12 protein-coding genes and 2 tRNA genes are annotated in these 12,262 nt (G+C 56.1%); 4 read left to right on the top strand and 10 right to left on the bottom strand.

Annotation, left to right across the window (positions count from 1 at the left end):
* Nucleotide 1 precedes the first annotated feature (1 nt).
* The 6 genes from AC2FI9_RS07275 to AC2FI9_RS07250 all read right to left on the bottom strand — a co-directional run bounded on the left by AC2FI9_RS07275 (nucleotide 2) and on the right by AC2FI9_RS07250 (nucleotide 4,822).
* A tRNA-Glu gene (locus AC2FI9_RS07275) sits at nucleotides 2-76 on the bottom strand.
* A 24-nt stretch (nucleotides 77-100) separates the two neighbouring features.
* A tRNA-Glu gene (locus AC2FI9_RS07270) sits at nucleotides 101-175 on the bottom strand.
* A gap of 98 nt (nucleotides 176-273) precedes the next feature.
* Nucleotides 274-2,016 carry a single-stranded-DNA-specific exonuclease RecJ gene (recJ, locus tag AC2FI9_RS07265; protein ID WP_496766859.1) on the bottom strand — a complete coding sequence of 581 codons (1,743 nt, stop codon included), beginning with the start codon at nucleotides 2,014-2,016 and terminating at the stop codon, nucleotides 274-276.
* 90 nt (nucleotides 2,017-2,106) lie between these two features.
* Nucleotides 2,107-3,090: a class II fructose-bisphosphatase gene (gene glpX / locus AC2FI9_RS07260; RefSeq protein ID WP_058274789.1), complete on the bottom strand. Its 984-nt coding sequence runs from the start codon at nucleotides 3,088-3,090 to the stop codon at nucleotides 2,107-2,109.
* A 69-nt stretch (nucleotides 3,091-3,159) separates the two neighbouring features.
* Entirely contained in the window at nucleotides 3,160-4,446 is a 1,287-nt protein-coding gene (locus AC2FI9_RS07255; RefSeq protein ID WP_496766858.1) for a homoserine dehydrogenase, read from the bottom strand.
* A gap of 127 nt (nucleotides 4,447-4,573) precedes the next feature.
* Nucleotides 4,574-4,822, bottom strand: coding sequence for a hypothetical protein (locus AC2FI9_RS07250; protein ID WP_058274791.1), 249 nt, complete (start codon nucleotides 4,820-4,822; stop codon nucleotides 4,574-4,576).
* A gap of 99 nt (nucleotides 4,823-4,921) precedes the next feature.
* Here AC2FI9_RS07250 and AC2FI9_RS07245 point away from each other — a divergent pair, with 99 nt between their 5' ends.
* Complete coding sequence (locus AC2FI9_RS07245) at nucleotides 4,922-5,509, top strand: TetR/AcrR family transcriptional regulator (RefSeq protein ID WP_496766857.1); 588 nt, start codon at nucleotides 4,922-4,924, stop codon at nucleotides 5,507-5,509.
* Between the two features lie 14 nt (nucleotides 5,510-5,523).
* On the opposite strand, the gene AC2FI9_RS07240 is transcribed toward AC2FI9_RS07245, so the two are convergent.
* Nucleotides 5,524-6,435 (bottom strand): pirin family protein, encoded by a 912-nt coding sequence (locus tag AC2FI9_RS07240; RefSeq protein ID WP_496766856.1) that lies wholly within the window; start codon nucleotides 6,433-6,435, stop codon nucleotides 5,524-5,526.
* A gap of 158 nt (nucleotides 6,436-6,593) precedes the next feature.
* On the opposite strand from AC2FI9_RS07240, the gene AC2FI9_RS07235 reads away from it, so the two are divergent.
* Entirely contained in the window at nucleotides 6,594-7,091 is a 498-nt protein-coding gene (locus tag AC2FI9_RS07235) for a hypothetical protein (protein WP_496766855.1), read from the top strand.
* Here AC2FI9_RS07235 and AC2FI9_RS07230 read toward each other — a convergent pair.
* From AC2FI9_RS07230 to AC2FI9_RS07220, 3 genes are read right to left on the bottom strand one after another with little or no spacing between them, the layout of a single operon-like run.
* Nucleotides 7,021-7,659 carry a TadE/TadG family type IV pilus assembly protein gene (locus AC2FI9_RS07230; RefSeq protein WP_496722070.1) on the bottom strand — a complete coding sequence of 213 codons (639 nt, stop codon included), beginning with the start codon at nucleotides 7,657-7,659 and terminating at the stop codon, nucleotides 7,021-7,023. The genes AC2FI9_RS07235 and AC2FI9_RS07230 overlap by 71 nt on opposite strands.
* 1 nt (nucleotide 7,660) lies before the next feature.
* On the bottom strand, nucleotides 7,661-8,194 hold the full coding sequence (locus AC2FI9_RS07225; RefSeq protein ID WP_496722072.1) for a TadE/TadG family type IV pilus assembly protein: 534 nt from the start codon (nucleotides 8,192-8,194) through the stop codon (nucleotides 7,661-7,663).
* A complete protein-coding gene (locus AC2FI9_RS07220) occupies nucleotides 8,191-9,999 on the bottom strand; it encodes a TadE/TadG family type IV pilus assembly protein (RefSeq protein ID WP_496766854.1) in 1,809 nt (602 codons plus the stop codon). The genes AC2FI9_RS07225 and AC2FI9_RS07220 overlap by 4 nt, the downstream gene beginning before the upstream one ends.
* A gap of 325 nt (nucleotides 10,000-10,324) precedes the next feature.
* Here AC2FI9_RS07220 and AC2FI9_RS07215 point away from each other — a divergent pair, with 325 nt between their 5' ends.
* Both AC2FI9_RS07215 and AC2FI9_RS07210 read left to right on the top strand, forming a co-directional pair.
* The gene (locus tag AC2FI9_RS07215; RefSeq protein ID WP_496704433.1) at nucleotides 10,325-11,755 is read left to right on the top strand and encodes a Glu/Leu/Phe/Val family dehydrogenase; all 1,431 of its coding nucleotides are present in this window, start codon (nucleotides 10,325-10,327) and stop codon (nucleotides 11,753-11,755) included.
* Between the two features lie 153 nt (nucleotides 11,756-11,908).
* Nucleotides 11,909-12,205 carry a hypothetical protein gene (locus tag AC2FI9_RS07210; RefSeq protein ID WP_496738824.1) on the top strand — a complete coding sequence of 99 codons (297 nt, stop codon included), beginning with the start codon at nucleotides 11,909-11,911 and terminating at the stop codon, nucleotides 12,203-12,205.
* Nucleotides 12,206-12,262 lie beyond the last annotated feature (57 nt).

The following is a 12,262-nucleotide window of genomic DNA, read 5'->3' as shown; positions in this document are numbered from 1 at the left end:
GTGGTAGCCCGTAGGGGAATCGAACCCCTCTTTCCAGGTTGAAAACCTGGCGTCCTAACCGATAGACGAACGGGCCATCTGCCAATGGCACAAGCACAAGTGGTAGCCCGTAGGGGAATCGAACCCCTCTTTCCAGGTTGAAAACCTGGCGTCCTAACCGATAGACGAACGGGCCACGCTGGCTTGTGGAGGGCCTTTTACGGTTTACCTCTGACCCCCGCAAGCCGAAAAATGCAGGGATGCGAAACTTTTTTGGCAGGGCCGGAAATGGGCTCAGTTTGCCTCTGCCGCGTCCTCCAACCTCAGCTGAACGCTTTGCCGTCCACCCCATGTGTTCACTTCAAGCCGTCCGGCGAAATGAAAGCGCGCGCCGCCATGGTTGGACAGCTTTTCACCCATTGGTCCGTCAAAGGCTCCAAAGGCAATGGCATCAAGACCACCACCAACCCCGTCGGACAGCGACAGTTTCAGATGCGATTCCCCCACGCGCTTGGCAAATCGCACCTGCAAGTCCGGCAACGCATAGCGCGGGGCAGGGGCGCTGGCCCCGAAAGGACCGGCTTTTTCTATCTGTTCGATCAGATCGACCGAAGCTGCGCCCGGCATAAGCGCTCCGTCTAGCTTCATGTCTGCAGGACCGCCCTTGCCCGCGCCTTGCTTGGCCAACAACTCGCTGAGGCGTTCCATGGCCAGCTCCAACTGATCCCGCATAACGGTCAACCCAGCGGCCATCTTGTGCCCGCCGCCTTTAACCAAGAGTCCCTCGGCCGCCAACCGTTGGATTGATGCCCCCAGATCAACGCCAGAAACCGACCGCCCTGAACCCTTTCCTTCATCACCATCAAAGCCGATGACAATGGCGGGTCTGTTGGCGCTTTCCTTGAGGCGGGATGCCACGATGCCGACAACGCCGGGATGCCACCCTTCGCCCGCCGCCCAGACTAAGGGGGCATCCAGCCCACGTTCCTCGGCCTGTTCCAGCGCCGCTGCACGGACTGCGTTTTCGATATCACGACGCTCGGTGTTCAACTCATCCAATCTTTGAGAAAGCGCTTCGGCTTCGGTCATCGAGTCCGTGCTGAGCAGTCGCGCGCCCAGATCCGCTTGACCAATCCGCCCGCCCGCATTGACGCGCGGACCCAGAAGAAAACCCAGGTGATAGCTGGTAGGCGCTGAATCCATACGCGCCACATCCGACAGCGCCACTAATCCTGGTCGTTGCCTCTGTGCCATGACCTTAAGGCCTTGCCGCACCAGCGCCCGGTTCGCGTCAATCAGCGGGGCCACGTCTGCAACGGTTGCCAATGCCACAAGATCCAGCAGCCCGATCAGGTCGGGACCCTTAACCTCAGCCTCACGCAGTTGCCGACCAGCCTCAATCAGCATCAGAAACACTACGCCAGCGGCGCAGAAATAACCCAGGTCGCCGCTTTCATCCTGCCGGTTCGGGTTCACTACGGCCACGCAATCCGGCAGCGTTTCACCACCAAGGTGGTGGTCCAACACAATGACATCCGCGCCTTTTGCCGCCGCGATAGGTTCGTGGCTGAGCGTTCCGCAGTCCACGCAGATAATCAGGTCATGCGCGGCCGCCAGTTCCTGCATTGCAGGCATGTTCGGCCCATAACCCTCATCAATTCGGTCTGGCACATACAGCGTGGCTTGCAGCCCCATCTGACGCAGCCAGACAAGTAGCAAAGCCGCCGAACTGCCCCCATCGACGTCGTAATCGGCAAAAACCGCGACCCGCTGCTTATTCCGGACAGCTTCCAAAAACCGCGTTGCGGCGGTCTCCATATCCTTCATGGACCGGGGATCGGGTAGCAATTCCTTCAGCTTTGGTTCAAGAAAGCTTTCGGCTTCCATGGGGGGCACTCCGCGCCGCGCCAGAACCTGACACACTGCACGAGGCAGGCCAGTCTGTTGCACCAGCATTTCTGTTGCCCGTTCGACCTCGGCCTCCGGTCCGATCCAGCGCCGCCCGGTCAGTGACTGCTCAACCCCTAAAAAGCTCATGCCTGCCTCTCATATGCTAAGGCCGGACCCTCTCGGACCCGGCCTCAATGTATCTATCGATACCTATGCCAAAGGCAAAGGTGCAAGCCATCACGCGTTGTCGTGCGGCCAGGTTGGCGTGCGGTAGGACATGCGGCGCACCGACCCGGTTTTGGAACGCATCAACAGGGTGGTGGTTTCAACCCAACCCGGCTGGCGTTTGATCCGCGGCAGCAAAGAACCACCGGTCACGCCAGTTGCGGCAAAGATCACGTCTGCAGTCACCATCTCATCACGAGAATAAACACGGTCCAGATCGGTGATACCCGCCTTGGCGGCACGACCACGCTCGTCATCATTGCGGAACAGCAGGCGGCCAAAGATCTGTCCACCCATGCATTTCAGCGCGGCAGCGGCCAGAACGCCCTCGGGCGCTCCGCCTTGACCCATGTACATATCGATGCCGGTCTCTTCGCTTTCGGCACAGTGCATGACACCAGCCACGTCACCATCGGTGATCAGGCGGATCGAGGCGCCGGTTTCGCGCACTTCAGCGATCATCGCTTCGTGGCGGGGACGCTCCAGAATGCAGACGGTGATGTCGGCAGGCTTGCAGCCTTTGGCATTGGCCAGCGCTTCAACACGCTCGCGTGGGCTCATGTCGAGGTTCACGACGCCTTCGGGAAAGCCCGGACCAATGGCCAGCTTGTCCATATAAACATCGGGTGCGTGCAGCATTGATCCGCGCGGCCCCATAGCTATCACGGTCAGCGCGTTCGGCATGTCCTTGGCGGTCAGAGTCGTGCCCTCAAGCGGGTCCAGTGCGATATCCACACCGGGGCCGTTTCCAGTGCCGACCTCTTCGCCAATATACAGCATCGGTGCTTCGTCACGCTCGCCTTCGCCGATGACAACCACGCCGGCAATATCCAGCAGGTTCAGCTGCTCGCGCATCGCGTTTACAGCCGCCTGATCCGCAGCCTTTTCGTCACCACGTCCGACCAGCGAGGCCGATGCCAGTGCGGCCTGCTCTGCGACCCGTGCAAGGCCCAGAGACAACAGGCGGTCGTTGAAATCGATTTTGGCAGCGCTCATTTTTCGTATCCTCAGGTCAATAAAGGCGTTTCATCGGGCATAGCCTGCGTTTTGTGCAAGCCGCAAGGGTCAAACCTCTTCAATCCGCAGTGCGACGGGCTCACCCGACACGACATCGGTCGCGCGAAGCCCTTCCAAAGCGACATCCAAAGTGGCCCGCGTGGTTTTGTGGGTCACAATCAGAACCGGCGCGGTGGCTTCGGTGTGCCCGTATTGGCGCATCCGGTCGATCGAGACGCCCGCGTCACCCAGAATGGCGGCCACTTTGGCCAGTGCACCGGGTTTGTCGAACAGCGCGAGGCGCAGATAGTAGGGGGCGGGCAGGCCGGTAATAGCGGGTTTTGCGTCTTCCAATGTTGTTGCTGGGCGGCCAAAGGTCGGGATTTGCAACCCCCGCGCCAGATCGCAGACGTCACCCATCACGGCGCTTGCCGTTGGACCCTCGCCCGCACCGGGGCCGCGCAGGACGACCTGATCGACTGCGTCGCCTTCGATGACGACCATATTCGTGCCGCCTTCCAGCTGACCCAAGGGCGAGCCGCTGGGTACAAGGCATGGCTGCATCCGCTGTTCCAGACCGCGTGCCGAGCGCTGAGCGACACCCAGCAACTTGATACGATAGCCCATGTCGGCTGCCTGATGAATGTCATCCAGACTGATATGCTGGATGCCTTCGATCTGGATGCCGTCGAAATTCGGTTTGGTGCCAAACGCGATCGAGGACAACAGCGCCAGCTTGTGCGCCGCGTCGATGCCGCCCACGTCCAGGTTCGGGTCAGCCTCAAGGTAGCCCAGCTCGGCACATTCTTCGAACAGCGCGTTATACCCCAACTCCTGCGATTGCATCCGCGTCAGGATATAGTTGCAGGTGCCGTTCATCACGCCCATGACGCGGGTGATCTCGTTCCCGGCCAGCCCCTCGGTCAGGGATTTGATCACAGGGATACCACCAGCAACGGCCGCTTCGAAACGGATTACACGGCCTGCGTCCTCGGCTTTTTCAGCCAGCTCCTGACCGTGAATGGCCAACAAAGCCTTGTTTGCGGTCACCACATCCTTGCCGGCGACCAACGCGGCCTCGACAGATGCTTTGGCGGGGCCGTTTTCGCCGCCCATAAGTTCGACAAAAATATCGACATCGTCGCGCTGCGCCAAAGCAACGGGATCAGTCTCCCATGCATATTCCGACAGGTTCACGCCACGGTCTTTGTTTGCGTCGCGTGCAGAAACAGCTGTGATTTCGATCGCACGACCTGTACGCGCCTGCAGCAGGTCCGCATGGCGGCGCACGATCCGCACGACACCCACGCCAACCGTTCCCAAGCCCGCAATTCCCAGCCGCAGCGCCTGTGTCATCCCGTGGGTTCCTTTCCGCTCGAATGTCCTTGGTTTCGGGCTGTTTGCCCGTTCAAAGGTGCCTTAACGGGTTCGGCGCCGAGGCGCAATCCGAGACAGCGGTAACAGTCGGTTGAAACGCTAAAGGTCAGTTGGTTTGCGCGTTCTGCAGCGCTTCGGCCCTTTTGGCCAGCGCTTCGCGGCGCGCGGTCAGGTCTTCTTCAACCTCGGCCGCTTCGTTCACGGGATCTATGGGCGGGCCAAGAATATCCTGAAGTGGGACCAGCTTCGGATACGCGGCCGAGCGCACATTCGGCTGCTCGCGTCCTTCCAATTCCGGAAAGTCCGTGCAGGCAGCGCAAGTCAGAAGCAGGACCAACAATGGCAGAGGCTTCATAACGAACCCTTTCAATAACGACTTAGACTGTGATGCACCTTTTGCTGGGGTCGTTCAAGCGGGGTTCTATATGAACGCTTGTTCATATACGATGGCGGTATGGCACGTACTCAAGGTTCACATTCCGATATCACCGGCCCGCGCATTCGAAAAGCAGCGCTGGGGCTGTTTGCCCGACATGGCTATGCAGCCGTGTCCATGCGCCAGATCGCAAAGGAGGTGGGCGTACAAGCGGGTGCTCTGTATAACTATACGCCAGACAAGCAAAGCCTGCTTTATCGCCTGATGCATGACCATATGCAGGATCTGTTGGCCGCATACGATGAGCTTGAAAAACCTGCCGATGCAGAGGCTGCGCTGCGCCGCTTTGTCGGCTTTCACATTCGGTTTCATTTGGAGCGACCGGATGAAGTCTTTATTGCCTATATGGAGCTGCGCAACCTCACGCCCGAAAACTTCTCGGAAATAGAAGGCCTGCGCCGGGCTTATGAGGATTCGCTTGAAGCCATCTTGCAGGATGGGCAGAAGTCTGGGCTCTTCTCGGTTGCCGATACCAAAATCGCGACCTTGGCCGTGATCGCGATGCTGAACGGTGTGATGACCTGGTATCGTGCAGGCGGACGCTTGTCGCTGGACGAAGTAGAGCAGGTTTATTGGGATATGGTCAGACGCGCCGTAACCGCCTGACCAACTTTGTTTAATCAGTGCGCGGCGCGGATGAATGTGCCATTGCGGAGTTCTTTGAACGCCAGTTCCAGTTCGGCACGCGTGTTCATGACAATTGGACCATGCCATGCGACAGGCTCATCAATGGGCGCGCCGGAGATCAACAGAAACCGGACACCTTCCGGACCAGCTTGAACCGTGACCTCATCACCGGTGCCAAACCGAACCAGAGTGCGGTCACCGGACAGATCACGGATGTTAACCTCTTGTCCCGCGACTTCTTTTTCCAAAAGCACGCCGGTAGGTTGTGATGCATCGGCAAAGGCCGCCTGTCCTTGGAACACATAGGCAAACGCCCGGCGGTAGGTGTCGATGCGAAAGGTCTTTCTCACACCGGCCGGAACCTGAATATCCAAGTACTGCGGGTCGGCGGCAATACCGTCTACCGGGCCGGTTTTGCCCCAGAACTCACCAACAATAACGCGCACGGTGGTGCCGTCATCATCAGTGACCTCGGGGATCTCTTTGCTTTGGACATCCTGATAGCGGGGGGCTGTCATCTTTTGATCTGACGGCAGATTGCCCCACAGCTGGAAACCGTGCATTTGGCCCGCACCGTTTCCCTTGGGCATTTCCTGATGCAGGATTCCGGACCCGGCGGTCATCCACTGAACGTCGCCTGCGCCCAAAATGCCGGTGTTGCCCAGCGAATCCGCATGCTCGACCGAGCCGGACAGGACATAAGTGATGGTTTCGATGCCGCGATGCGGATGCCAGGGGAAGCCTGCCTGATAATCCTTGGGGTGATCATTGCGGAAGTCGTCGAACAACAGGAACGGGTCTAGCTCGGACGGGTCCTGAAAGCCAAACGCCCGGTGCAATTTGACGCCTGCGCCTTCCATGGTTGGCATGGCTTTGCGGGTTTCCAATGTTGGTCTAAGGGACATGACGGCCTCCTGAATTTGTGGGGATCATGTATGCTGTTGGCGATATGCGTCAATTTGCGTGCAAACACGGGTGCTGTGCGCAATTCCATAGTCGGCTTCCCTCTGTTTTTCGGCGGACAAAGCGGATAAACCCGGACCGAGCAGAGCAGGGGACGTCAATGCAACAAGAAATTCTGGCCACGGTCCGACCTTCATCATCCAGGCGCTGGATAGGGGTCGGGATGCTGTCGACCGTGGGTGTGTTGGTCATCTATGTCGCTTTGACCACGCCACCGGAACCGGCCTGGCTTGTTTTTTTGCTTGTCGTTGGTGTGGCGGCGTTCTGGCTAGCCTATCGCATGTGGCAAGCCACCAGCGACTGGATCGAGCTGACAGAGACTGAATTGCGGACCGGATCGGGGCAGGTGATTACGCGTATCGAAGATATCAAGACCATCGATCAGGGGGTGTTTGCGTTCAAACCGTCAAATGGATTTTTGTTGAGGACAAAGGAAAGCGCAGGAAACAGCTGGGCACCGGGACTCTGGTGGCGATTGGGGCGCCGTGTTGGCATCGGCGGCCTGACCACGGCCGCCGAAACAAAATTCATGATACAGGTGCTACACCCACTGGCTCTACATCCTGCTGACAGAAGTGATCAGAAACGTTCCCCTTGACGATTGGAACAAAACGCGGACGCGTGAAAACAAAGTTATTGAATGTGTGATCTCTGTCCAGCCAAGTGGTGTTCAGCAATGGAACGTAGTCTTTCGACGTTTCGACAATGATCATAGTGTCCAAATCCGCCATTTCCGGAAGCAATTCAACCAAAGGGTCGAGGTTGTCATTGGTCCAATTGCCCTCGAACCCGCAAGTTGTCGACCACTCAATTCTATAGCGCTCTTCTGTACCCGCATCTACATCTGCAGCGATGTACTGGATTACCGACAAACGCATTTTTAGCGGTGAATTGTCGGTCACCATACGGTTGTATACCAAATACATAGATTCCGCATAGTTATCGGTAATTGCATCCTCACCTTCACGTGAAATCAAGTCACTTACTGTGTACGCAGCTTTTAGGTTGGCGGTGTTTTCGCGAAAACCATCAAAGTACGTATATGTAAGTGTAACAGTCCATACGAGGAGAGGTAAAATAATAGCCGTCTCCACGGACAGGTTGCCGTTTTCGTTGCTCGCAAAAGTGCCAAGCGAGTGACGGATACGTGAAGCAATACGCGTCATTTTAAGGCTCCTGAACAAAGGTCGTCGTCGACGTAAGAGTGACCAGACCATCTTCGCCTGACAGAGCTCGCCCCATTGCCGTCGTGGGAAATACTGGATCGACCTTTGCACAGGCGCGCATGATCATCAGTGCGTTGGATCCGCCGTTTTGGAACACGGTAACAGGTTGAACCTCTTCCGCTCTGTCAACGCAGGTGGGCTCGACCGGAAAATCCAAAACGCCACGCGGATTCTGAACAATCATCTCCAAAAGCAGGTTGTCAGAGCATGCGTGCATAACAACCATATGGTCGCAGATGGCATTCTTGATTGTATCGTGCTCAGTATCCGGCAAATTGATCCCAAGTCGAATGTCGCGCACGACCAGATCCATAGAGCGATCCAGCATCGCTTTCTGAATCGTGACCAACGAGTATTCGATGACGCCTAGAATGAAGAATATGTACAAAGGGAACAGTATGGCGAACTCGACGGTCAACGAACCGTCCTCAGTTCGTTTGAACCTGATCACTTTTCCCAGAGCTTTGCGGATCATTGCGTCAGTCTCAGTTGTTTGATTGAAACGGCAATGGAGTCAAAAACTTGTGAAAGCGAGAGGTTATCGTCGCCCAGGCCGCCGCCGTCGTTGACTTTGAAAAAGAAGCCGTCGCCGCTAGAACAGTTATCGATGACCGTGGCACCTGCTTCCGGTGCTTCGAATGCAATGCCATAGACATCAACGTTCTTAGCCTTGATCGCACCGCAAATATCACTCACCCTAGTGTTTTTGGTTCCGCTACCAATCGTTGTGAAGGCATTGTTGTACCAGTCTCGAGTGCGCTGGTATTCGAATGCATAGTTATACTCGGCGTTCCAGTCCAAGTTCACACGATTCCACAGTTCCGGGTAGGTCAGGCGGACGGATTCACCTTCTTCGTTGAAGGGTTCCGTGTGCCCTCTTGTTCCCCTCCGGGTATAGAAAAACTCGGGCGGGTTTTCTGAGATTTGAACACTGTACTCACCAGAGCGAGTCAATGTTCTCCAGCAGTCGTATTTAACCCATACTCCGACGTCCCAGTCATAATACTCGCGACAGTTCCTATAGTCCTTTTCAATACTTGTGCTGGGATTGTACCAAACATCCGATAATCCGTCGCGCAAGTCCTCGTCCAAAATCCAATTGCTGGTGTTCTGCCCGTCTGTCATGACAATCATGATCTTTTTGACATTGGACTCATATGCCAGAGGGCGGTTGCTAAAGGTCGGTGGAACGACTTTGGGGGGAATGTTTCCATCCGCGTCTTTTCCCGTTTCCGGATCAACTACGACGTTCGGGTCGGCGTTCTGCGTTGATAGTCTGCTGATGACCGGCTGGAATTGGGGATCCAGCAGTGCGGCACCCCATTTGACTCCGATATCAATCGACGTGTTTCCGCCCGCAGTCATGGCGTTTATCTGCTTGTGCAGGTCAGTTTTGATATTGGTTACCGGCGTGATGGAACTGCCGGCTCGGGTAGTGCAAACTGAATAGGAGTGGGATTCTCGATCGTATCGGTCACTTTTGTTAGAGCGGTCGAAATGCGCTGTGCGATTGAGTGTTTTGTTCGGATCAATCCAAGATTCTTTGAATTGGTCTTCGATTTCGGTGTCCTTGAAATCCACGCAATTGGAATAACTGTGTTCTGTCGTAACACCCGGCATGTTGTCCAAAAGGTTCGCGCCAGCGTTTACCTGGTTGTTGTAGGGTATGATCGAGATAGAAATCTTGTCCGGGTCTTCGCCAAGATAGATCGTATCCACGAATTGTACGGCGGCCTCTCGAAGCGCCTGTATCTTTGTTTTACCCTCCGTTGCGGATGGATCGCCCATTGAGCCGGAAATATCCAGAACCAACGCGATTTCGAGCGACCCAATGGCCTCTTCAGCAACGCTTGTTACCGAAGCTGTCAGTGTGGGATACCCAAAAAACCACATGAAATGTGTAGGGACGTCGACTTTAGCGTTTGCGGTAACTTTTCTTGATCCGATGGTCGGATCATCAAAAACGATAGGTTCTTCGGTAAGATCGCCGCGGACGTCGGATTTCTCAATGTAAGAAATGACTACATCTTTTGGGGCGAGTTTTTGTTTGACATTGGCCGCTGCAAGAACCGCACGGTCCAGAGTTCCTTGAAGGCTCGCTCGGTCACGCTCAAAATTCATAATGTCAACGCCGATACCTGCTGTCGCAAATATGAGCAAAAACCCAACAACCACAAAGATCGTGAACACGCCACCGTCCTCGTCGCGTGAAAAACGACGAGCAGCAGCGGCTGCGTTCTTATAATTCTTGGCGTTGCACTTAAATACGCGCATTTTCATCTAGCCGTCCTCGCTGAGCAGATATCCGACGCTGCTAAGGAAAAGTTAACGTATGAAAACTAACGGCGAATCGTGGCGTGAATTGGGCGGAAGCGCCAGAGTTATGGCAACTTTGGGCTGGAACCGTAGATAATTGAACGACTTTATCGCCTCTGTTTTCGGTCGGGCGACAATTATTCAGGTGTTGAGCCCAGCGCGCGACTCAGCCCGGTCTGAGCGCCTTAATGACGATTTCGGGTTTTATTGTTGCTTAATTATTGATCGTTTAGGCAATGGGTGCGACAAAACGTCAGAACGCTCGTCGTTCGTCGGCACGGAGGATTACATGACGGCCATTAATGAACCAAGCTTTCGCGAAAGTGTAGATTTGATGTTTAACAGGGCGGCGTCCCTTATGGATCTGCCACCGGGGCTGGAGGAAAAGATCCGGGTCTGCAACGCCACCTACACCGTTCGGTTTGGTGTCCGCCTGCGCGGCGATATTCATACTTTCACCGGTTACCGCTCGGTGCATTCCGAACATATGGAACCTGTGAAGGGCGGTATTCGTTACGCCCTTGCTGTGAACCAGGACGAGGTCGAGGCGCTTGCCGCCCTGATGACTTATAAGTGTGCTCTGGTCGAAACGCCCTTTGGCGGATCAAAAGGGGGATTGTGCATTGATCCCCGAAAATACGAAGAGCACGAGTTGGAGCAGATCACCCGCCGCTTTGCCTATGAGCTGGCCAAGCGCGATCTGATCAACCCCTCGCAAAACGTACCCGCTCCCGACATGGGAACGGGTGAGCGTGAGATGGCGTGGATGGCGGACCAATACGCCCGGATGAACACGACGGACATCAATGCGCGCGCCTGTGTGACCGGTAAACCACTGAATGCAGGCGGAATCGCCGGCCGGGTCGAAGCAACGGGCCGTGGCATCCAATACGCTCTGCGAGAGTTCTTCCGCCACCCGGAAGACATGCAAAAGGCAGGGTTGTCCGGCAAGCTGGATGGGAAACGTATCATTGTTCAGGGACTGGGCAATGTGGGCTATCACGCCGCAAAGTTCCTGAGCGAGGAGGACGGATCCAGAATTGTCGGCATCATCGAATGGGATGGTGCGCTGTATAATCCCGACGGGATCGACGTGGAATCCGTACGCCAGTGGATCGTCAAGCATGGCGGTGTCAGTGACTATCCAGATGCGACGCACTCGGCCGAGGGTGGTGCAGTTCTTGAAGAAGAATGCGATATCCTCATCCCGGCTGCTCTGGAAGCGGTTATCAACCTGTCTAATGCAGACCGGATCAAAGCGCCTTTGATCATTGAGGCTGCGAATGGCCCGGTGACTGCCGGTGCGGATGAGATTCTGCGCAAGAAGGGTACGGTGATCATTCCGGACATGTACGCAAACGCGGGTGGTGTGACGGTTTCCTATTTCGAATGGGTCAAGAACCTCAGCCATATTCGCTTTGGCCGTATGCAGCGCCGTCAAGAAGAGGCGCGGCATGAGCTGATCGTCAGCGAGTTGGAGCGGCTGGATCGTTACCTAGGCGATGCCTGGTCGATGTCGCCGGACTTTAAGGCCAAGTACCTTCGCGGTGCGGACGAGTTGGAACTGGTGCGCTCGGGCCTCGATGACACGATGCGCATTGCCTATCAATCCATGCGCGAAGTCTGGCACAGCCGTGATGATGTCGAGGATTTGCGGACGGCGGCCTATATTGTGGCCATCGACCGTGTGTCCAAAAGCTATCGCGCCAAAGGGCTATGATGGTTTGAAATCAGGGGCAGCCTGGCTTTGTCAGGCTACCCCTACAATCAGGGTTGGCGGCCTCAACCCCGGCAGATACGCCGAAAACGGTAATGGCGGGCCGTGCCTGCGACAGGTAAGCTGCAGCGACAGAATCGATTACCGGAGTTTTCTATGTTGCGTATCGCCATTGCAGCCGCTTTGCTGGCTACCCCATTAGCTGCGGAAGAGACCAAAGAGCAAAGCTGCCAATATCAGGCAGACGTTGTTGCGGCGATCCAGAAGGCACGGCTGGACCGTGTAAAAGAGCGCAACGTGCCCCAGGCAGTTGCCGAAACCAGCCCGACTTGGCCCGAAAATTACAATGCTGCCATCCCGTTGATCGCGCCTTGGGTCTACGAACAAAAGATGCGCGACGTGCGCAAAAAGGATCTGGGCGCCGCCTGGCTTGAGCTGTGTTTGCAGCAATAATCCACAGCCCCATCATTTCCCTGTGGACAAACGCGCGCCATACCCTTGGCGCGCGTT

This window comes from Ruegeria sp. CDSA246 (assembly GCF_059611225.1).
This window is presented reverse-complemented; position numbering and strand designations above follow the sequence as displayed.